The sequence below is a fragment of the Sphingomonas sp. CARO-RG-8B-R24-01 genome, assembly GCF_022662295.1.
Classification (GTDB): Bacteria; Pseudomonadota; Alphaproteobacteria; order Sphingomonadales; family Sphingomonadaceae; genus Sphingomonas.
On the sequence record NZ_JAKNQI010000006.1, the window covers coordinates 24,261 to 45,752 of the forward strand.

General features: G+C 64.1%; 17 protein-coding genes, 1 tRNA gene and 1 pseudogene. 11 read left to right on the top strand and 8 right to left on the bottom strand.

The genetic code is table 11. The annotated features are described in order from the left end of the window. The first annotated feature begins 200 nt into the window (after window positions 1–200). Together L8G49_RS12505 and L8G49_RS12510 are read left to right on the top strand one after the other, a co-directional pair. Window positions 201–1,763 carry a DUF389 domain-containing protein gene (locus tag L8G49_RS12505; protein WP_242186152.1) on the top strand — a complete coding sequence of 521 codons (1,563 nt, stop codon included), beginning with the start codon at window positions 201–203 and terminating at the stop codon, window positions 1,761–1,763. Next, a complete protein-coding gene (locus L8G49_RS12510) occupies window positions 1,760–3,040 on the top strand; it encodes a sodium:proton antiporter (protein ID WP_242137950.1) in 1,281 nt (426 codons plus the stop codon). The genes L8G49_RS12505 and L8G49_RS12510 overlap by 4 nt, the downstream gene beginning before the upstream one ends. 377 nt (window positions 3,041–3,417) lie before the next feature. Here the strand turns inward: L8G49_RS12510 and L8G49_RS12515 are convergent, their stop codons facing one another. Then, window positions 3,418–5,784, bottom strand: coding sequence for an EAL domain-containing protein (locus L8G49_RS12515; protein WP_242186153.1), 2,367 nt, complete (start codon window positions 5,782–5,784; stop codon window positions 3,418–3,420). After that, window positions 5,781–6,386, bottom strand: coding sequence for a methylamine utilization protein (locus tag L8G49_RS12520; protein WP_242186156.1), 606 nt, complete (start codon window positions 6,384–6,386; stop codon window positions 5,781–5,783). Before L8G49_RS12520 ends, L8G49_RS12515 begins: the two co-directional genes overlap by 4 nt. Before the next feature lie 110 nt (window positions 6,387–6,496). Here L8G49_RS12520 and L8G49_RS12525 point away from each other — a divergent pair, with 110 nt between their 5' ends. Both L8G49_RS12525 and L8G49_RS12530 read left to right on the top strand, forming a co-directional pair. Beyond that, window positions 6,497–7,381 (top strand): DUF3034 family protein, encoded by an 885-nt coding sequence (locus L8G49_RS12525; RefSeq protein WP_242186157.1) that lies wholly within the window; start codon window positions 6,497–6,499, stop codon window positions 7,379–7,381. A 15-nt stretch (window positions 7,382–7,396) separates the two neighbouring features. Continuing rightward, window positions 7,397–7,867, top strand: coding sequence for a group 1 truncated hemoglobin (locus L8G49_RS12530; RefSeq protein WP_242186158.1), 471 nt, complete (start codon window positions 7,397–7,399; stop codon window positions 7,865–7,867). A gap of 377 nt (window positions 7,868–8,244) precedes the next feature. On the opposite strand, the gene L8G49_RS12535 is transcribed toward L8G49_RS12530, so the two are convergent. The 6 genes and pseudogenes from L8G49_RS12535 to L8G49_RS12560 form a co-directional block, all read right to left on the bottom strand. Next, on the bottom strand, window positions 8,245–8,640 hold the full coding sequence (locus L8G49_RS12535) for a hypothetical protein (RefSeq protein WP_242186159.1): 396 nt from the start codon (window positions 8,638–8,640) through the stop codon (window positions 8,245–8,247). A 74-nt stretch (window positions 8,641–8,714) separates the two neighbouring features. Then, window positions 8,715–9,173 (bottom strand): VOC family protein, encoded by a 459-nt coding sequence (locus L8G49_RS12540; protein ID WP_242186160.1) that lies wholly within the window; start codon window positions 9,171–9,173, stop codon window positions 8,715–8,717. Window positions 9,174–9,603: 430 nt separating this feature from the next. Beyond that, window positions 9,604–10,023, bottom strand: coding sequence for a DUF6118 family protein (locus L8G49_RS12545; RefSeq protein WP_242186396.1), 420 nt, complete (start codon window positions 10,021–10,023; stop codon window positions 9,604–9,606). Continuing rightward, window positions 10,022–10,159, bottom strand: a pseudogene (locus L8G49_RS12550) (ArdC-like ssDNA-binding domain-containing protein); the annotation flags it as partial. The pseudogene L8G49_RS12550 and the gene L8G49_RS12545, both read right to left, overlap by 2 nt. Before the next feature lie 162 nt (window positions 10,160–10,321). After that, window positions 10,322–11,527: an integrase arm-type DNA-binding domain-containing protein gene (locus L8G49_RS12555; protein ID WP_242186161.1), complete on the bottom strand. Its 1,206-nt coding sequence runs from the start codon at window positions 11,525–11,527 to the stop codon at window positions 10,322–10,324. A 227-nt stretch (window positions 11,528–11,754) separates the two neighbouring features. Continuing rightward, window positions 11,755–11,841 (bottom strand) — tRNA-Leu (locus tag L8G49_RS12560). A 97-nt stretch (window positions 11,842–11,938) separates the two neighbouring features. Here L8G49_RS12560 and L8G49_RS12565 point away from each other — a divergent pair. From L8G49_RS12565 to L8G49_RS12595, 7 genes are all read left to right on the top strand, one after another. Beyond that, window positions 11,939–12,874 carry a complex I NDUFA9 subunit family protein gene (locus tag L8G49_RS12565; protein ID WP_242186162.1) on the top strand — a complete coding sequence of 312 codons (936 nt, stop codon included), beginning with the start codon at window positions 11,939–11,941 and terminating at the stop codon, window positions 12,872–12,874. Between the two features lie 60 nt (window positions 12,875–12,934). Then, complete coding sequence (locus tag L8G49_RS12570) at window positions 12,935–13,744, top strand: undecaprenyl-diphosphate phosphatase (RefSeq protein WP_242138703.1); 810 nt, start codon at window positions 12,935–12,937, stop codon at window positions 13,742–13,744. Window positions 13,745–13,903: 159 nt separating this feature from the next. Then, complete coding sequence (locus L8G49_RS12575; protein ID WP_242186163.1) at window positions 13,904–15,346, top strand: NAD(P)-dependent oxidoreductase; 1,443 nt, start codon at window positions 13,904–13,906, stop codon at window positions 15,344–15,346. Continuing rightward, complete coding sequence (locus tag L8G49_RS12580) at window positions 15,343–15,639, top strand: hypothetical protein (RefSeq protein ID WP_242186165.1); 297 nt, start codon at window positions 15,343–15,345, stop codon at window positions 15,637–15,639. Before L8G49_RS12575 ends, L8G49_RS12580 begins: the two co-directional genes overlap by 4 nt. Next, entirely contained in the window at window positions 15,636–16,118 is a 483-nt protein-coding gene (locus L8G49_RS12585) for a hypothetical protein (RefSeq protein ID WP_242186166.1), read from the top strand. The genes L8G49_RS12580 and L8G49_RS12585 overlap by 4 nt, the downstream gene beginning before the upstream one ends. After that, the gene (gene gltB / locus L8G49_RS12590; RefSeq protein ID WP_242186168.1) at window positions 16,115–20,635 is read left to right on the top strand and encodes a glutamate synthase large subunit; all 4,521 of its coding nucleotides are present in this window, start codon (window positions 16,115–16,117) and stop codon (window positions 20,633–20,635) included. Before L8G49_RS12585 ends, gltB begins: the two co-directional genes overlap by 4 nt. 242 nt (window positions 20,636–20,877) lie before the next feature. Beyond that, complete coding sequence (locus L8G49_RS12595) at window positions 20,878–21,315, top strand: hypothetical protein (RefSeq protein ID WP_242138699.1); 438 nt, start codon at window positions 20,878–20,880, stop codon at window positions 21,313–21,315. The last annotated feature ends 177 nt before the right edge of the window (window positions 21,316–21,492 follow it).

Genomic DNA, 21,492 nt, shown 5'->3' on the forward strand with positions numbered 1-21,492 from the left:
CTTTCGTTCGGGGAAGAGGCGCGTCCGGGCCGCACTCGAACCCATCGCAAAATAAAACCTCACTACCACTATCGTTCCGTATAGCTATTGGCGCGGTCTTTATCACCTCCGCCGAGTTCTGCGTAAACAGGCGTAGCCGGTCCGCATGTGGCCTGCCGTCGTGCCATGCTGAGTGATTGCCTGTCCGGAGATGTTTCGAAATGCCCGATTCCCCGTCGACCGGAGCTGCCGAGCGGGCGGCGAGCCCTCGCCTCGACCATTTCGCGCTGTACCGCTGGTGGCGGGCGACAGTGGTCGCGCCAATCGATCACGAGCGCGTCGTCGCCCGTATCGTCGAGGAGAGCGGCTGGTCCAACCGCTATGCCTTCATGACGCTGATGTCGGCGGGTATCGCCGTGCTGGGGCTGTTGCTGTCGTCGCCAGCCGTCGTGATCGGCGCAATGCTGATTTCGCCGTTGATGAATCCAATCTTGGGGCTGGGCTTCAGCCTGGCGCTGTTTGATTTTCGCGAAATGCGGCGGTCGCTGACCGCGCTGGTGATCGGTGCCGTGGCCGCGGTCGCGTTCACCGCGCTGATCGTCCTGGCCTCGCCGCTCAAGGCGCCGACTGCCGAGATCCTTGCACGTACGCGTCCCAACCTGTTCGATTTGCTCGTCGCTCTGTTCGCCGCGCTCGCTGGCACCTTCGCGATCATTCGCGGGCGCGGCGAGACGATCGTCGGCGTTGCCATTGCCACGGCGCTGATGCCGCCGCTCGCGGTGGTCGGTTACGGACTTGCTACCGGCAATATGGCGGTCCTGGGGGGCGCGCTCGCGCTGTTCGCGACCAACTTCCTGACAATCGCGCTCGCGGCGACGGCGATTGCGCGTTTTTACGGCTTCGGCCATTATCTCTCGGGCACGCAGAGTTGGGCGCAAACGATCGTGCTGGCGTTCGTATTCGTCGCAATGGGCATCCCGCTCGCGATTTCGCTCGGCCGGATCGCGCGCGAGACCGTGATCGCGACGCAGATCCGCTCGTTCCTCAACACCGCCTTCGGTGCCAGCGCGCGCGTGACGCAGCTCGACATTGATTTCGACCGCACTCCGATCGTCGTGCGCTCTGTGGTGATCGCCCCGCGCACCAACGCGAAGAGTAGTCCCGCGATGCAAGCGGACCTCGCCAAGCGCCTCGACCAGCCGGTCAAGCTTCAGCTCGATCAGGTACTGCTCGATCCGTCGGCGGGGGCGCTCGAGACCCAGCGCGCCGAATTGCGACAGGCGTCCGACAGCGCCGCCGCCGAAGACGCCGAGGCGGCGCGCGTCGTCGGTCTCGTGGCGCTCGCTGCCGGCGTCCCCAATGACGGTGTGACGCTCGACCGCGACCATCACCGAGCGGCCGCCACCGCCGTGCCGCTGCCCGGCGCGGGCCCCGATGCCTTCCGCGTGCTCGAGCAACGCGCATCGCTTGCCGCGCAAGGCTGGCATATCACGATCGTCCCGCCGCTGGGCCAGCTCCCCGCGGTCCGCTTCGCCGACAATGTCGATACGCTCGATCCGGCCGCACGCGATGCGGTATTACTCTCGATCTGGGAAGCGAGGCGCTGGAACATCGCCGAGCTCGCCGTGCCAGGACTCCCCGACGGCGCCAAGCCGCCCGCCAAACCCAAGCTCAATGCGCGCCGCGCGCTCGCCATTGCGACGCTACTGCGCGCCAATGGCATGCGCGCCGTCCCCGCCCCCGCGGCAGGCCAAATCGTCACCCTGAAAGCGGCCAGCCAATGAGTGCCCTCGCGATCACTCCGTTCGACGCCGCCGCGATTCTGATCGTGCTGGCCGCCACCCTCGGCTATCTCAACCGGCGCTTCCTCAAGCTGCCGCAGTCGATCGCACTGACCGTGATGGGCGCGATCGCCTCGCTCATCGTTGTCGGGCTCGATCGGCTACTGCCGGCCAGCGCAGTCAGTCACGATATCGTGCGCTTCATCGCTGGAATCGATTTTCACACCACGCTGATGGATGGGATGCTGTCGTTCCTGCTCTTCGCCGGCGCGCTCCACGTCGACTGGAGCGAGATGCGGCGCGGGCGCTTGCCGATCGTGATCCTCAGCACGATTGGCGTGATCCTCTCGACCGTCATCATCGGCCTCGGTTTTCAACTGATCGCCGGCTGGCTCGGCATCGCCATTCCGATCGCCTGGTGCCTGGTGTTCGGGGCGCTGATCAGCCCGACCGATCCGGTCGCGGTGATGGGGATCATGAAGGAAGCCGCCGTCCCGCCGACGCTGCAGGCAACGGTCGCGGGCGAAAGCCTGTTCAACGACGGGGTCGGCGTGGTGGTGTTCGCGATCATCCTGGCAGCGGCGCTGAGCGGGCAGCCGCTGTCGGTGCCGGCCGCGGCCGAACTGTTCGCCGTGGAGGCGGGCGGCGGCATCCTGCTCGGCCTTGCGACCGGCTGGCTCGCCTACCGCGCGATGCATTCTATCGATGATTACAAGGTCGAGGTGATGATCAGCCTGGCGGTGGTGATGGGCGGCTATGCACTCGCCAGCCAACTCCATGTCAGTGGCCCGGTCGCGATGGCGGTCGCCGGCCTCATTATCGGCAACCAGGGCGTCGCGCATGCGATGAGCGACACGACGCGCGATTACCTACTCAAATTCTGGGCGCTGATCGACGATATCCTCAACGCGGTGCTGTTCCTGTTGATCGGGCTCGAGGTGGTGACGATTCCCGCAGACGGCCGGCTGATCGTGCTCGGCCTCGCATCGATCCCACTTGTGCTCCTCGCGCGCGGCATTTCGGTGGTGGGGCCTCTTGCCGTGATGCGGCCGTTCCTGTCGCTCGGCAAGTTGGCGCCGATCACGCTGATCTGGGGCGGCTTGCGCGGCGGCATCTCGGTCGCGCTGGCGCTCGGCCTGCCCGAGGGCAAGGCGCGCGCCTTCGCGCTCGCGGCGACCTATGTCGTTGTTCTGTTCTCAGTGATCGTTCAGGGCGGCACGATCGAACGCGTGATCCGCTGGCGCTCGGGCCCGTCGCCCCCCCCGGGTGGAGACGCATGACCCCGGCCCTGCTCAGCGCGCTGATCCTAGTCGGCGCGTTGATCCTGTTCGTCTCGGAAAAAGTGCGGCACGATCTCGTCGCGCTGATCGCCTTGTTCGCGCGTTGCTGACCGTCCGTTCCGATAAGCGCGATCGGCAGCTTCGGTCAGACCCGGACGTTCAGCGAAGCAGATATGAACGACTAGCTTTGGTCGATATTTGCCGCGGCGGTTACGACCCAAATTGCGCCTCTCGCATCGCACCATCCGTGCCCCAACTTCAGACATTCATTAATTTCAGACCAAATGCAGTACAGGCCACTGGACGAGAATGACGTTCAATTGATAACGACAGTTGCTGTTTTCCGATTAGAGCACAGCTCTCATCGGGAGACCCGTTCAAGCGGCGGCTGTCATGCGTTCGGTGATCATGTCGGCGACCATCCCCGCTTCGATCGGCCGACTGAACAGATAGCCTTGGATGCTTCCGCAGCCCTGACCGCGCAGGCGCGCCAGTTGTTCGTTGTCCTCGACCCCTTCCGCCGTCGTCTCCATGTGGAGAGCATCGGCGAGGTCAAGGATGGCCCGCACGATCGCAGCCGAACTGGCGTCTTGCGCAACCGTATCGACAAACGATTTGTCGATCTTGATCTTGTCGAACGGGAAGCTCCGCAGATAACTGAGCGACGAGTAACCAGTGCCGAAATCGTCCAGCGCGATGCGGACGCCCATCGCCCGAAGCCGGTGCAGTAGCGCCACGACACTGCCTTCGTCTTCGAGAAAGACCGATTCGGTGATCTCGACCTCAAGCCGCTGCGGGGCGAGGCCGCTATTGGACAGCGCTTGGAAGACGACGTTCGAAAAGCCGCTCGAACGGAACTGCAGCGGGGAAACGTTGACCGCCACCCGCACGTGACCCGGCCAGCTCACCGCCTGCCGACAGGCTTCCAGCATAACCCATTCGCCGATCGCGACGATCAATCCAGTTTCCTCGGCGACCGGAATGAAGTCGATCGGCGGGACATTGCCGCGCTCCGGGTGTTCCCAGCGGAGCAAGGCCTCGAACCCGCCGATCCGGTCGGCCTTGAGGTCGAAAATCGGCTGGAAATTCAGTCGAAACTGCCCCGTCTGCAAGGCTTCGCGCAGGTCGAGTTCGAGCTGGCGGCGTTTGCGCGCCGCTGCATCGAGCGCTGGCTCGAAAAACCGGAAGACGCCGCGCCCATCGCGTTTGGCGCGGTACAAAGCGAGGTCGGCATTCTTGAGCAGCGTATCGGGATCGTCGCCGTCGCCGGGACTGACGGCGATCCCGATGCTGGCCCCGCAGCCGATTTGATGCCCGTCGACGGACATCGGCAGGCGCAGCTTGTCCAGAATCAACTGCGCCAGCGCGCGTGGTCGGTCAGCGTCATCGCGGTCGGTCAGGATGATTGCGAACTCGTCCCCGCCCAGACGCGCAACGAGCCCGTCGACCGCTAGCGTCGCAAGAATGCCGCCGACACGGTGCAGTAGCGAGTCTCCCACCGGATGGCCGAGCGTATCGTTGACCCCCTTGAACCCATCGAGATCGAGGCAAAGCACGATGACCTTGCCCCGCATCTTGGCAGCGCGGGTCAGGTCGGCTTCGAGCTGTTGCCGGAAATAGGTGCGATTGGGCAGGCCGGTCAGCGAATCGTGAAAGGCGAGATGCGTGATGCGGTGCTCGCGCTCGGCGATTCCGGCCGACATCAGGTTGAAGCTTTCCGCCAGCCGCCCGATTTCATCGCTACCGGCGACCGCGACCTGAATACTTCCGCCCTCTTCGAGCGCCTTGGCGGCGGCGTCCAACGCCGTGATCGGGCGGGTGATGCTCTCGGCGAGGCGACGACTGCCGATCAGGACCACGATCAGTCCGAGCACCCCGGCCAGCGCGATGCCGAGTTGCAGGGTGCGATACGAGGCGAGCGCCTTCGCCTGCGGATAGCTTAGCAGCAAGACCGCTTCCGGAACACCGTTGCGGCCTTTGAGGCGCTTGACCAGCGCGAACACGCGGCCGTCGGGCAAGTCGATCGTGGTCGGGGTCGTATCGCTGACGCCCTCTGCGATCATCGTGTCGAGCGCGGGCGTGGACGGAACGCGCGCATCGCTCGAGATCCAGTGCCCCGCTGGACTGCGGTGCAAGATCGTCGCGGTCAGCGGGATCGCCGACAGTCGCTGGAGCGCCGCGATTTCCTTGGCATCGAGCGGGACCGCGAAGACTACCGAGCCGATCTTGATGGGCGCCATGATCGGTGACGCCAACACGCGGTACGCCCCATCCCTGGTCATCACGGTTGCGTCCGCACGATCACCGGTCAGGCTGGTCGGTAATCCGCTGACGATGCTACGGAGATCGTTCGGCCCGTCGCCGATCACCTCGCCGGACTGGTCGACGACGAACGCATTCGGCACATCCGCGCGCTCCCGCAGATTGGCCACCGCCGAGGCGATCGTCGCGCGATCGCCGCTCGCGACGGCGCTGCGAAATCCGAAATCGCGCGCGAGCACGTCACCGGAGCTTGCCAGCGCGCGCGCCCGCAGCGCCCAGATCCGGTCATAGACGCTGCCGCTGGTCGCGAGCTCGGCGCGAACGCTTTGTTTCGCGTGGTTCAGGATCATGATCTGGCCAACGACCGCGACCACGATCAGCGCGGCCGCAAACAATGCGGTGTAGAGCACCGACAACCGCGTGCTGAGATGGCGAAACCGCGGCAGCCTGACGGCTCGCGGCAGCGGGCGACCAGCGATCATCTGCCGCGTACGGTGTAGGTCGTGGACAGGCCCGTTGCCGGAACGACCGCGCTTTGCGTGAGCATGTTGCCGGCGACCCGGATCGCCGGGTTCCACACGCGCACGGTGACAGCACCGGCGGGCACGTTCGGGATGGTGACATGGCCGTTGGCGTCGGTGATCATCGCATAGGGCGTGTCGACGACAAAAATGAAAGCGCTCATCGCGTCGTGGATATTGCAACCGAGCGAAACGACGCCCGGCTTGTCGAACACGACACTGCGGGTCTCGTCCTTGCCGTAGAGCTTGAGGTCGAACTTCTTGGACGGCGAGAAGGAATAGACGTGATGCCGCACCCGGTCGCGATTGGGGAAGGTCACGCGAGCGCCGACCGGGACGATCAGGATGTGCGGCATGAACATGATGTTCTGTTGCGCCATCTCGTACGAGCCACCAGATTTCGGCGCGCTTGCGGGCGTGTTGGGGCTGGCGATCAGTACCACCGAATTGGGCATTGGCTGGCCCGCTGCGTCGCGTACGTCGATAGTGACCGTCGCGGCGTCCGCGGCGAACGGTGAGCACGCTACGGCCAACGCCGCAATCCAGGCATGAGCTCGTTGCATCGCGGCAGCGTAAGGCCAAACGGTTTCCAAACGATCAATGCCGGCTTAACGAAAAACTCATCGTAAATTGTCATGCTCGGATCCGACCCACGATCGAGATCCAATATTCCATGACGTCCCTTCTGGCATCGCTGGCGGCATCCGTGCTGGGTGTCGCGCTGCTCGCTGCGATCCCGGCGCAGGCGAGCGAACGGCGGCAGGGCGGCAAGCTCGTGCTGACCGACGGCATCTCGACTATCGAAGGCACGGCCGGGGGCGGCCTCGCCACGTGGTCGGTCATTTCCGGCGCGGAAACCCAGGACGGCATCGGCGGCAGCGTGCATGCCACCTACGTCGCCCTCCCCGATTTCGACCTCGCCAGCTTCGGGGGTGCAGTCGGCCTGTCCAATCGGGTCGAGCTGTCGTACGCGCATCAGGCGTTCGATACGCGCGCCGCGGGCGCTGCGCTGGGCCTCGGACGTGGCTTTACGTTCAAGCAGGATATCCTTGGAGCGAAACTGCGCCTCGTCGGGGATGCCGTCTACGATCAGGACAAACTCCTGCCGCAGATCTCCATTGGCATGCAGTATAAGATTGCCAGCAACGGTCCCGTGATCCGCGCGATCGGCGGACGCGCGGCGCGTGGGGTCGACTTTTATGCAGCGGCGACCAAGCTGATCCTGTCGAAAAGCCTGCTGATTGGTGCGACCGTACGCTTCACCAAAGCCAATCAGTTCGGCCTGCTCGGGTTCGGCGGCGACCGCAACGACCACTATCGACCACAGTTCGAAGGATCGCTTGGCCGCCTGCTGACATCGAACCTGGTGATCGGCGGTGAATATCGCACCAAACCCAGCAACCTCGGCTTCTCTCGCGAACAGAACGTCTGGGACGGCTTTGCGGCATGGTCGTTCGATCGTCATGCGACGCTGACCGCGGCCTATACCGACCTCGGCGATATCGCGACCGTCCGCGGGCAACGCGGCGCGCTGGTGTCGCTCCAAGGCCGTTTCTGACAGGATGACAAAGTCATGGTGATGTTCCTGCTCGCGCTTGCCGCTGCTGCTCAGACCGTTCCGCCGGGCGAGGATCCCGTTGCGCCATACGCGCAGCATGATGCCAACGCCGGAGCGGTGCCGTTCGAGGGGCAGGCGATGTTACGCGCGTTCCATGGCCGGGTCGGGATCGATCGGATAACCGACAATTTCGTTGCCCGACTGGTCGCGGACAAACGCATTGCCGACATCTTCAAGGGACAGGACATCGTCCGGCTGCGACGGCTGCTGAAGGAGCAGTTCTGCTACATTCTAGCGGGGGGCTGCTCGTACACCGGGCGAACCATGCGGGATTCACACAAGGACATAGGCGTCCAGACAGCCGACATGGGCGCGCTGGTCGAAGATCTACAGGCCGCCATGCGCAAGGAAGGGGTGCCGTTCTCGGCGCAGAACCGCTTCCTCGCCAAGCTTGCGCCGATGAAGCGCGACGCCGTGCAACGCTGATTGAGGAGATGACTGTCGTCGAACGATTGGTCGACATCGCCAGATCTATGTCGGCAACCTCTGGTCTTGAGAAGTAAGGAGGCATCTCAACATACGACCGGGATAGTTTGCCGCTGCGTTGAAGAGGGCGCTCCTAGTTTCAATATATCCTTAAGTGCTCCCAAGAAACTCCGCTCATCTGAGCTAGAGTCCTTGCTGAAGGAGGACGACGATGAAGCGCAGCAGGTTTACCGAAGAGCAGATCATCACGATCGTGTGCAAACGGGAGGCTCTGGCCTCCTAAAGGCGGACCGTCCGTTCGTCGGAATGCGATAGCAACCGCCGACAAACTATGACATCTTTTTTCCAGGACAGTTTATTTCCGAGAATGCCCCCGGTTACCGCGCGCAAACGCGGACCCGCTTATTCACCCAGCACTCGCCCTGTTTGCGAGCCTTGCCGAGGCAATCGAAAGCCCGATCATCAGTAGGATCAGCATTCCAGGTTACATCAGCCGTGCCATCACCGTTCGACGACACCATCGCGAAGTGTGGGTAGTGCGGCTTGCCATGATCCCGGGTGTTCAGGGTGTAGTCGCCGGCTCCCGTCGGATAGACCCAGCAGCGACCTGCTACCTTTATCTTGCCGTCGACCTCAAGCCTGCATTCCCGTTGCTGTTCCGAGGAGTTCACGGTCTGGCCGCGGTTGCCAGGCTTCGCGCGTTGAGCCGCAAGAAGTGGCGTCACAGGCACGATCAATGCAGCGACACATAGAAGATTTAGCATACGCATCATCGCTCAGTATCCGGTTGAAGAGATTAGCAGGTTAGCGTGAAAGCATGGTGATCGAAGCCCGCGCTGGAACTCGGTCATTGGACTGGAAGCTCCATCAATTCTATCGTGATATGGTCGGGGCCTGAGACATAAGCCACCAGCGTTCCTTTCCTCGGGCCACCGGAGATCGACTGCGGGCTCCCCTTCGCCTTCCATCCCGCGGCTTCGACGCAGGCAATGGCGGCGTGGATATCCCTCACGGTCAGAGCCAAGTGGGCGGCTCCGATTGCACCCGCGCTGTTCGGCACAGCCCCATTCTGGCTGCCCTTGGAATATTGCAACAGCTCAACCACGGAGCCGTCTGGCGCTTTTACGGTCGCCGTTTTCACGTTCGGATCATCGACGCCGGTCACCTGACGTAGGAAGTCGCCCCCCATCTCAGACCGCCGCTGAAGCGTGAAGCCAAGCGCTTCGGTCCAGAAGCGAACGGCTTCATCCAATGAGGATACCGCGAAGCCTGTGTGATTAACGGCGGTTACGTTGGCGTCTGTCATTAATGTGATCTCGCTGTGGCGACCTTACGCCGTAGGGGGCTGTGCGCCGACTGTGATTGGCAGCAGTTGCGTGGCGTTCACGATCTTCAGTTGGGCAATCTAGAGAGCGGACCCGTGCGCGCGCGATTTCGGCATCTTTCGCTCCCCCAGCTACAATTGCAGTATCGTCTGCTTTACCGGACAGAATATCCACCGACCCAGGGGTTGGGCAAGGTCGGGAAGCGGGGAGGTGGTGCTGAAATAAGGATCATTTGTTGGCCGACTCCCGCCGCAGCAGCGACGACCCATTTTCCGCCACATCCGTTCGCTTAGCTAGCTGCCGGTCGCCTTTGGCTGAACGAACGGCCGTTTACGTTGACCGCCAATCCAAGGCGGTCATTCCGCTTTCCACCCAAATGACCCTGAAAGCAGCCGGTCCGTCCACCACCGCTCAACGCCGCTTGCGACGATGAGGCTTTGGGGGCTCCGCCACCGGGCTGGGTGACGCACTCGGGCTCGGTGTTGGCTCAAGTTTGTCGACAGCCAGTAAGCGCATACCTGCCTGCCAGCGATCCATCCGCATCGTGCGCATGGCCATCCATTCCGGCGCAGCCCAACTTTCCGGCAACGCGCGCGTCACAATCCCTGGCAGGATCGACCAAAGCAGGATGCCCAAGAACAACCCGACCGCCGCTGCGAGCAGCAGATGCTGTTTCTGCACTCTGGCCGCTTCGACCTGCTGGATCGTCAGCCGAAGCTGCTGGATCAAGGTCGTGGACGTGTCGTGGGCAGTCCGCAGCATTTCACTGTCCTGGGCGCGCACCTGCTCGCTTGCCCTTACGATCGAGGCGCCAAGATTGCCCGGGGTCATCCCGTGCGCGTGCCTGCTCGTCTTTCGGCGTGAAGCGATCGGCATAGCAAACGGTCGTCCCCCGCTCGCCCTTGCGCACGGTTCCACCCGCCGCCTGCGCCTGTCGATAGGTCAGCCAGCGTTGCGAGGTATACCCCCGCCCGCTCGGCGGCTCCTGACGCTGTCGCGCCACCATCGAGGCATTTGCACGTCGGCTATGACCAAAGACAAAATGATGGCCCTCCCTCCTCATGTGGCCATGTTCAGAATCGCCGTTGGTGGATCCGTTCGCTGGAGATGTGCTGTCGCGCTTTCCTGTTCAGGCCCGAACCGAAACAGAGTCCGCCGTGCGTAGCTGATCCAGATAGTCGCTCCACCACTGATGCATCGCGATACGTTCCTCCCAATACAATCCGCGATTGTAAGTACCCCGGATCGCATCCTTGTCGGCATGCGCCAACGAACGCTCGATTGCGTCTGCGCTCCACTTTCCGCTTTCATTGAGAAGAGTTGACGCGGTCGTCCTCAAGCCGTGGGCCGTCACCTCGCCCGGGGCGTAGCCCATGCGTCGGAACGCCTGATTGATCGTATTTTCGCTAAGTGGCCTCCGCGAGGTATGAAACGCAGGGAAGACGAACCCGTCGGGTCCGGTCAATGCATGCAACTCAGCAAGATATCCCAATACCTGCTTTGATAACGGGACGGCATGTGGCCGCCGCATCTTCATACGCTCCGGGGGGATTTTCCAGACCCCGTTTTCGAGATCGAATTCGGGCCACAGAGCCTGCCTGAGTTCGCCGGGGCGGGCCATGACATGGGGCGATATCTTCAGGGCGAGACGGGTGATGAGATGGCCCGAATAGACATCGATCGATCGCAGGAGCTCGCCGACCGCCCTGGGTTCGAGGATTGCGCTGTGGTGCTCAACCTTCGGCGTGATCAACGCGCCACGCAGTACGGAGGTCGGGTCGGTCTCGACACGGCCGGTCGCGACGCCATACCGAAATATGCGGCTGGCAAACGAACGACAGCGGCGCGCGGTTTCATGTTTGCCCTTTGCCTCGATGCGTTTGAGCGCAGCCAGGACATCGACAGGCTTCAGTTCGGAGATTGCTCGAGCGGCAATCGGTGCCAGTTGCTCCAAAAGCCAATTCGCTTTTGTCGTCGTCGTATCGGCCCGGCCCTCGGCCACCATCTTGTCGATATATTCCTTGGCAACATCGCCGAACGTGTTCGCCGCGTTGTAAAGGGCTACCAGTTTCTCTCGCTTCCGTTCGGCCAAGGGGTCGACGCCGTCACGAACCTTGGCTCTTGCCTCGTCGCGCTTGCGGCGGGCTTCTGCCAGACCGACCTCAGGATAGCGCCCGAGCGCGATGCGTTTATCCTTCCCCATATGGGAATGTTTCAAACGCCAGAGTTTCGAGCCGCTCGGATGTACCTCGATGTACAACCCGCGCTCGTCGCTACGCTTGTAAACGCGATCCTCAGCCTTGAGGGATCGGATCTCTAGATCTTTAAGTGCCATGACCATCAATCCCGCGTTGAACGGTATCGATCGAAAGCAGCGCCGTATCCCGTCGAAATGGCCCGCCGGGCCACCGTTTGAATCGGGCCACCGATGGCCCGGGCCATGGCCCACTTTGAAGTGGGATCGACTGAAATTCGGTTAGACGCCTTCGGACAAAACCATCCTGAAAATGGCAGATTTCTGCGGTTTTGTCGATGGTTCTGGGGCGTCGTAAGACGCACGAATGGTGCCCGGAAGAGGACTCGAACCTCCACGCCCTTGCGAGCGCCAGCACCTGAAGCTGGTGCGTCTACCAATTCCGCCATCCGGGCACTGGGTAGGTGGCGGGCCTTAGGGGAGGCTCGTTGGTCTTGTCAACACGCACGATGCTAGGCAGAGGACAGATCGACATTCGAGAAGGCGCTTTCGATGAACAACAAGCTGGTGACTTTGATCGGCGGCGGGGGTTTCCTCGGCCGCTATGTGGCGCAGGCGCTGCTGGAGCGCGGTGCGCGCGTGCGGATTGCGCAGCGCGATCCGCGCCAGGCGTTCTTCCTCAAGACTCAGGGCGGCCTCGGCCAGACGCAATTCGTCGCGGTCGATATCACCAAGCCCGAATCGATCGCGCATGCGGTCGCCGGAGCGGATGCGGTGGTGAACCTGGTCGGCATCCTCAGTGGCGACTTCCAGAAGATCCAGGTCGATGGCGCGCGCATCGTGGCGGAAGCGGCCGCCCGCGCCGGCGTGGCCACGCTTGTCCACATGTCGGCGATCGGCGCGGATAGCGCGTCCGATTCGGCCTATGGCCGCTCGAAGGGCGAAGGCGAGGCTGCGGTCCGTGCCGCCTTCCCTACTGCAACGATCCTGCGCCCGTCGATCGTGTTCGGCCGCGAGGACCAGTTCCTCAACCGCTTCGCTGGAATGATCAGCAGCGCGCCGGTCGTGCCGGTGCTCCGCACCGGTACCAGGTTCCAGCCGGTCTATGTCGGCGACGTGGCGCAAGCCGTCGTCAAGGCGCTCGACGAACCCGCGCTCGCCGCGGGCAAGACGTTCGAGCTCGGCGGCCCCGACACGATCACGATGGGCGCCTTGATCCGCTGGATCGCCAAGACGACCGGCCACAAGCGCCCGATCGTCGAGTTGCCCGATTCGATCGGTGCCGCGATCGCAGGGCTCGGCTTCCTTCCGGGCGCGCCGATCACCAAGGACCAGTGGAAGATGTTGGCCAACGACAATGTCGTCGCGGCTGGAGCGAACGGGCTCGATACGCTAGGGATCACGCCGACGCCGCTCGACGCTGTCGCACCGGTCTGGCTGGTGCGGTACCGCAAGGGCGGTCGTTTCTCGGCACCTGCCGCCGCCTGACGCGCGCGGCGGGGCCGACCACCGATCACCGGCCTCGGGGGGCCGTAAAAGGGGACTTTCGTGAACGAGATCATCAGCATCATCCTCCTCGGCATCGTCGAGGGGGTCACCGAGTTCCTGCCCGTCTCCTCGACCGGCCATCTGATCCTCGCGACCAAGCTGCTAGGGTATGATGCGACCCGCTGGGGTGCGTTCAACGTGATCATCCAGCTCGGCGCGATCCTCGCCATCGTGGTGCTGTACTGGCGGACGTTCTGGGCGGTCGGCATGGGCGTGCTTAAGCGCGAGCCCAAGTCGTTGCTGTTCGTCCGCAACGTGCTCGTCGCGTTCGTGCCCGCAGCGGTGATCGGTCTTGCGATCCACAAGCAGATCGAGGCGTTGCTCGGCAATGCCGAGGTGGTGGCGATCGCGCTGATCGTCGGCGGGCTCGCGATCATCGCGGTCGAGCGGCTTGCCCCCAAGAGCGACATCGTCGGGGTCGCCGACATTCCGCTCCCGAAGGTGATCGGGATCGGCTTCCTGCAGTGCCTCGCGATGGTCCCCGGAGTCAGCCGGTCCGGCGCGACGATCCTCGGTGCGCTTGCGCTCGGCGTGGAGCGGCGGACCGCGGCGGAGTTCAGCTTCTTCCTCGCGATCCCCACGATGCTCGGCGCGACGACGCTCGAACTGGTCAAGAACCGGCACGAGCTGATGAGCGGCCAGGGCGTCGGCCTGGGCGCGATCGCGCTGGGGTTTGCGGTGGCGTTCGTCGTCGCCTTGCTGGTTGTGAAGTGGTTCATCGGCGTGGTCACGCGCTACGGCTTCGTCCCGTTTGCGGTGTACCGGATCATCGCGGGTGCCGTTGCCCTCGCCTGGCTCTCGACACTTTAAGGCCGACTCGGTCCTATTAATACTCCGATCTTCGCGGCCTACCTATCCACGACCGCACTGGCCGGTTTAATAGGTCATATATGCTGACCATAATGTCGGTTTCACGGTGACAACGACATAAAAGTACGATATGCGCCGCCTTCTCGAAAGGATGGGTGCATGGCGGACTCTTTGCTGCTCAAGTTTGTAGATCGCGACCAGGCCTATCCGGCCAAGCGCGAGCCCGAGCTGCGGGCGGAGGATTTTGAGGAAATCGCGGATCGCTATGCGGTCCCCGATGCCGAGGAACAAGCCGGGCGCTGTTCGCAGTGCGGCGTGCCGTATTGCTCGGTGCATTGCCCGCTCCACAATCACATCCCCGACTGGCTCCGCCTGACCGCAGAGGGGCGTCTGCGCGAAGCCTATGAACTGAGCAACGCCACCTCGACCATGCCCGAGATCTGCGGCCGGATCTGCCCGCAGGACCGGCTGTGCGAGGGCAATTGCGTGATCGAATTCTCCGGCCACGGCGCGGTGACGATCGGCGCGGTCGAAAAGTTCATCACCGATACCGCCTGGGAAGAAGGCTGGGTCGAGCCGCTGGTCGTCGGCCCCGCGCGCGGCCAGTCGGTCGGCGTGATCGGTGCCGGGCCTGCGGGCCTGTCGGCGGCGGAATATCTGCGTGGCAATGGCTATGACGTCCACGTCTATGATCGCTACGACCGTGCGGGCGGGTTGCTGACCTATGGCATCCCCGGCTTCAAGCTCGAAAAGCCCGTCGTCACGCGCCGCGTCGAGCGGCTCAAGGCGGGCGGGATTGTGTTCCACGAAAGCTTCGAGGTCGGTCGCGACGCGACGCTCGACGAACTCCGCCAGCGCCATGACGCGCTGCTGATCGCGACCGGCGTTTACAAGGCGCGTGCGATCAAGGCACCCGGCGTCGAGCATGACGGCGTGGTCGATGCGCTCGACTTCCTCACCGCTTCCAACCGCAAGAATTTCGGCGACGCCGTCCCCGCTTATGATGACGGCAGCCTGAATGCCGCAGGCAAGCATGTCGTCGTGATCGGCGGCGGCGATACCGCGATGGACTGCGTGCGCACCGCGATCCGCCAGGATGCCGCCTCGGTAAAGTGCCTCTACCGCCGCGACCGCGCCAACATGCCGGGCTCGCAGCGCGAAGTGAACAATGCCGAGGAGGAAGGCGTCGAGTTCGTCTGGCTCTCCGCGCCCGAAAGCTTCGTCGGCGAAGACCGCGTGTCTGGCGTCAAGGCGAGCGCGATGCGGCTCGGCGCCCCCGATGCGAGTGGTCGGCGCGCACCCGAGATCGATCCCGAAGGCGGGTTCGATCTGCAGGCCGATCTCGTCATCAAGGCGCTCGGCTTCGACGCCGAGGATCTCCCGCGGCTGTTCGATGCGCCCGAGCTTGGCGTGACGCGCTGGGGCACGGTGCTGGTCGACAACAAGACGCTGATGACCTCGCTCGACGGCGTATTCGCGGCGGGCGACATCGTGCGCGGCGCATCGCTGGTGGTCTGGGCGATCCGCGACGGACGTGACGTTGCGGCGAGCATGCATGCGTTCCTGAAGGCGAAAGCGAGCGCGGCGAGGAAGGCGGCGTGAGGCTGACCGAAACCGAAGTTGCGGCGATCAAGGCCGCTACCCGGCTGACGTTCGGTCCGGACGCAATTGTTCGTCTGTACGGTAGCCGTACCATCGATACGCGACGCGGCGGCGATATCGATCTGCATGTGGAAACGCCAGACGACGTTGATTTTTGGCGTGCCAGAGACGTGTTTCTGGAGCGGCTGTTCGCTCGGATTGACACGCAACGGGTCGACCTGATTGCAACCAAGCGTGGAGCATCTCCTACCCCGATCGAGCAGATTGCCTATCGCGACGGAGTGGTGCTGTGACGGAAGAAGGCGAGCGCGCCTTGCTTACGGACTATCTCGCGACGTGCGGTCGCCTTCAAGCGGGATTCGTCCAGACCGTTGCGCTGGTCGAACCGCTAATGCCGATGACGGCAGACCGCATCGACCAGCTTCCCTTCAAACAAGATAGCTACATCCTTGGTTATCTGAAGCGCTACGAACAGTTCGAAGACGCGCTGCATCGCACGCTCAAAGCGATTTCGAAGATCATGGAACACGGTAAGATCGAACGCCTAACCTCGGTTGACGTGACGCGCCGTGCCTATGCGCTAGGAATCCTGCCAAGCGAGAAAATCTGGGCAGATGCGGTGCGCACCCGCAATGCCCTAGCGCACGAATATCCCCTCAACCCGCAGAAGCGTGCCGACCAAGTGAATGCAGCGTGGGATGCGCGGGAAACCCTGATCGAGACGTGGGCGGCTATCGAGCGCTTCGTCGAACAAGAGAGACTATTGGCATGACCAACATGGACTCCGAACGCCTCCGCCTCGCCGAACACGGCATGTATCGCCCCGAATTCGAGGGCGACGCATGCGGCGTCGGTCTCGTCGCCGCGGCCGATGGCACGCCGTCGCGTCGCGTCGTGCAATCCGCGATCGATGCGCTCAAGGCGGTGTGGCACCGCGGCGCGGTCGATGCCGATGGCAAGACCGGCGACGGCGCAGGCCTGCACATCGATCTCCCGCTCAAGTTCTTCGACGATGCGGTCGCCGCCTCGGGCCATCGCCAGATGCCCAACCGCCTCGCGGTCGGCATGATCTTCCTGCCGCGCACCGATCTCGGCGCGCAGGAGGCGTGCCGCACGATCGTCGAAAGCGCGATCATCGAGGAAGGCTATACCATCTACGGCTGGCGCCAGGTGCCGGTCGACGTGTCGGTGATCGGCCAGAAGGCGCAGGCGACTCGCCCCGAGATCGAGCAGATCATGATCGCGGGCCCCCTGCCCGACCAACAGACCGCCGCCGAGTTCGAGAAGAACCTCTACCTCGTCCGCCGCCGGATCGAGAAGCGCGTGATCGCGGCGCAGATCCAGGGCTTCTACGTCTGCTCGCTGTCGTGCCGGTCGATCATCTACAAGGGTCTCTTCCTCGCGGAATCGCTGTCGGTGTTCTACCCCGATCTGCGCGACCCGCGGTTCGAGAGCCGTGTGGCGATCTTCCACCAGCGTTACTCGACTAACACCTTCCCGCAATGGTGGCTGGCGCAGCCGTTCCGCTGCCTCGCGCACAACGGCGAGATCAACACGATCCGCGGCAACAAGAACTGGATGCTCAGCCACGAGATCAAGATGGCGAGCCTGTCGTTCGGCGACCAGTCGGAGGACATCAAGCCGGTGATCCCGGCGGGCGCATCCGACACCGCAGCCCTCGATGCGGTGTTCGAGGCGATCTGCCGCTCGGGCCGCGACGCCCCCACCGCCAAGCTGATGCTGGTGCCCGAGGCGATGGCGGATTCGATCGACATGCCCGCCGATCATCTCTCCATGTACCAGTATCTCGCGTCGGTGATGGAACCGTGGGACGGCCCCGCCGCGCTCGCGATGACCGATGGCCGCTGGGCGGTTGCGGGGATGGACCGCAATGCGCTGCGCCCGCTGCGCTATGTCCGCACGGTCGACGGGATCGTCATCGTCGGGTCGGAAAGCGGGATGGTCGTGGTGCCTGAATCGACGATCATCGAGAAGGGCCGGCTCGGGCCGGGCCAGATGCTCGCGATCGATCTCGACGAGGGCGTGCTGTACCATGACCGCGCGATCAAGGACCAGATCGCAGGCGAGGCGGATTACGCCGCGATGATCGGCGCGTTCAAGCGGATCGAGGCGCTGCCGCAGCCCGCCGAGGACGCGATCATGCGCTTCGATCGTGCCGACCTCACGCGCCGTCAGGTCGCGGCGGGGCAGACGCTCGAGGACATGGAGCTGATCCTGTCACCGATGGTCGAGGGTGCGAAGGAAGCGATCGGCTCGATGGGCGACGATACGCCGCTCGCGGTCATCTCGGACAAGCCGCGGCTGATCAGCCAGTTCTTCCGGCAGAATTTCAGCCAGGTCACCAACCCGCCGATCGACCCGTTGCGCGAACGCCACGTGATGTCGCTCAAGACGCGCTTCGGCAATCTCGCCAACATCCTCGACACCGAGGATCGGCGCGACGGCGTGCTGGTGCTCCAGTCTCCGGTGCTCGACGGCACCGCTTGGGCGCAGCTCAAGGCGCATTTCGGCGCGCAGGCGGCAGAGATCGACTGCACCTTCGAGGCAGGCGGCGGGCCGGAGACGCTCCGTGCGGCCATCGCCCGCATCCGTGCCGAAGCCGTCACGGCAGTGCGTCAGGGCAAGAGCGAACTGTTCCTGACCGACATGGCGATCGGCGCGGACCGGATCGGCATCGCGGGCGTGCTCGCGGCGGCGGCGGTGCATACGCACCTCGTCCGCATGGGGCTGCGCTCCTATGCCAGCATCAACATCCAGACCGCGGAATGCCTCGACACGCATTATTATGCGGTGCTGATCGGCGTCGGCGCGACCACCGTGCACGCCTATCTGGCCGAAGCGTCGATCGCGGATCGCCAGGCGCGCGGTCTGTTCGGCGCGCTGACCCTTGCCGAATGTCTCAAGCGGCATCGCACGGCGGTCGACGAAGGGCTGCTCAAGATCATGTCGAAGATGGGGATCGCGGTGATCTCCAGCTATCGCGGCGGCTACAACTTCGAGGCGGTCGGCCTCAGCCGTGCGCTCGTAAACGACCTGTTCCCGGGGATGCCCGCGAAGATCTCGGGCGAAGGCTATGCCTCGCTCCACCTCAACGCCCAGCTTCGCCACGACAAGGCGTTCGACGAGGGCGTCGCCACGCTCCCGATCGGCGGCTTCTATCGCCAGCGCCACACCGGCGAGACACACGCTTATTCGGCGCAGCTGATGCACCTGCTGCAGAACTCGGTCGCGACCGACAGCTACTCGACCTATCTGCAATTCGCGCGCGGGGTGGAGGCGCTGCCCCCGGTCTATCTGCGCGACTTGCTCCAGTTCAAATATCCCGACGAGGGTATCCCGGTCGATCAGGTCGAGGCGATCACCGAGATCCGCAAGCGGTTCGTGACGCCGGGCATGTCGCTCGGCGCGCTCAGCCCGGAGGCGCATGAGACGCTCGCGATCGCGATGAACCGGATCGGCGCGAAGGCGGTGTCGGGCGAAGGCGGCGAAGATCGCACACGCTATCAACCCTACGCCAATGGCGACAATGCCAACTCGGGCGTCAAGCAGATCGCCAGCGGACGATTTGGCGTTACGGCAGAGTACCTTAACGCCTGCGAGGAAATCGAGATCAAGGTCGCGCAGGGTGCCAAGCCCGGCGAGGGCGGGCAGCTCCCCGGCTTCAAGGTGACCGAGTTCATCGCCAAGCTGCGCCATGCGACCCCGGGCGTGACGCTGATCTCGCCGCCGCCGCATCACGACATCTATTCGATCGAGGATCTCGCGCAGCTCATCTACGACTGCAAGCAGATCAATCCGACCGCGCGGGTGTGCGTGAAGCTCGTCTCCTCCGCCGGAATCGGCACGGTCGCGGCGGGCGTGGCCAAGGCGCATGCCGACGTCATCCTGATCGCCGGCCATGTCGGCGGCACCGGCGCTTCCCCGCAGACCAGCATCAAATATGCCGGGACGCCGTGGGAGATGGGTCTTTCCGAGGTTAATCAAACTCTTACGCTCAACGGCCTGCGCGGGCGGATCAAGCTGAGAACCGACGGCGGGCTCAAGACCGGGCGCGACATCGTCATCGCGGCGATCCTCGGCGCGGAGGAGTTCGGGATCGGCACGCTGTCGCTCGTCGCGATGGGCTGCATCATGGTGCGCCAGTGCCATTCGAACACCTGCCCGGTCGGCGTCTGCACGCAGGACCCGAAACTGCGCGAGAAGTTCACCGGTACGCCGGAAAAGGTCATCAATCTCATGACCTTCATCGCCGAGGAAGTCCGCGACATCCTCGCCCGGCTGGGCTTCCGCAGCCTCGACGAAGTGATCGGTCGGACCGAATTACTGCGGCAGGTCAGCCGCGGTGCGGAACATCTCGACGATCTCGACCTCAACCCGATCCTCGCCAAGGTCGATGCGCCCGACGACCAGCGCCGCTTCAGCCTGACGACGCGGCGCAACGAAGTCCCCGACAGCCTCGATGCGCAGATCATCAAGGATGCGGGCGCGGTGTTCAGCCGGCGCGAGAAGATGCAGCTGACCTATTCGGTCCGCAACACGCACCGCGCGGTCGGCACGCGGCTGTCGAGCGAGATCACGCGGACCTTCGGCATGTCGGCGCTGGCGGACGGGCACGTCCACGTCCGGCTGCGCGGGTCGGCGGGGCAAAGCCTCGGCGCGTTCCTGTGCAAGGGGATCACGCTCGAGGTGTTCGGCGACGCCAATGACTATGTCGGCAAGGGCCTGTCGGGTGGCATCATCGCGGTGCGCCCGGTGGTGAGCTCGCCGCTCGCGTCGCAGGACAATACGATTATCGGCAACACGGTGCTCTACGGCGCCACGTCGGGCAGCCTTTATGCGGCTGGTCAGGCTGGCGAACGCTTCGCCGTCCGCAACTCGGGCGCGAACGTCGTGGTCGAGGGCTGTGGTGCGAACGGCTGTGAATATATGACCGGCGGGACCGCGGTCGTGCTCGGCCCGGTCGGCGCGAACTTCGGCGCTGGCATGACCGGCGGGATGGCCTTCATCTACGATGCCGACGGCAGCTTCGCGCGGCGCGCCAACCCCGACAGCATCACGTGGAACCGCCTGTCGTCGCTGCATTGGGAAGCGGTCCTGCTCGGCATGGTCCGCGCGCATCATGCCGCGACCGACAGCAAATGGTCGGGCGCATTGCTCGACGACTGGGGCCGCGTGGTGGATCGCTTCTGGCAGGTGGTGCCGAAGGAAATGCTGACCCGGCTGAGCCATCCGCTCGACGACCGGGTGGAGCAGGTGGCAGCGGAGTAAGGCAGCTTTTCGCTGCCGCCAAGCTGAGTGCCTGGTTTTGCCGTTTTCCCGCGAAAGCGGGAATCCAGGGTTCGCAAGGCAACGTCTGTTGGCGTTTGCAACCCTGGGCTCCCGCCTTTGCGGGAGAACACCGGTGGTTCTGCAGAGATCATGCCATCGCGGAAACGGGCAGGCTCCGCCAATCGACGCGCGCCTTAAAAGCTGCTATAGATGCTGTCTGACCGCACTCCAAAAGGTACGCCATGCGCCTGTATCTCCTAGGTTTGTTCGCCCTCACCGCCGCCGCCCCGGCGTTCGCGCGGGAGCCTGCCCCTCGTCCCGCGCCGCAGATCGACGCGGCGCAGGTCGGCGCGCTCTTGTCGAATCCGCTGGTCCAGGAAGGGCTCGCCGCGGTCGTCGACCAATATGCGAACGCCTTGCTTCAGACCCGCGTCGGGCCGGTGGCGAAACTGGCGGGTCCGGACGCGGGCGTCCGGCAGGAGGATACGCTCGGTGACGTAATCGGGCGGCAGGATCCGCATTATGCGGATCATCTCCATCGCGGTGCCAAGGGTGCGATCGCCGCGACCGGACAGGCGGCGAAGGACGTCGCCAGCATGTCCGCCGAGCTTCAGCGCACCGCCGACCGCCTTCGCGCGGTCCTCGGCAACAGCGGTTTGAGTCTGGATTCGGCGCGGTAAATAGCGCTTGCTACTGGTATCGGCAGTTCGGAGAATTCGCGCTGCTTCGCTTCACGCTTCCCCGGCGAAGGCCGGGGCCCAGTAGAGATGGCCGAGGTAACGTAGCGCAGCCGCCCCTTTCCTCCGGTGCGCTCCTGGGCCCCGGCCTTCGCCGGGGAAGGTTAAGGGGGACGGGGC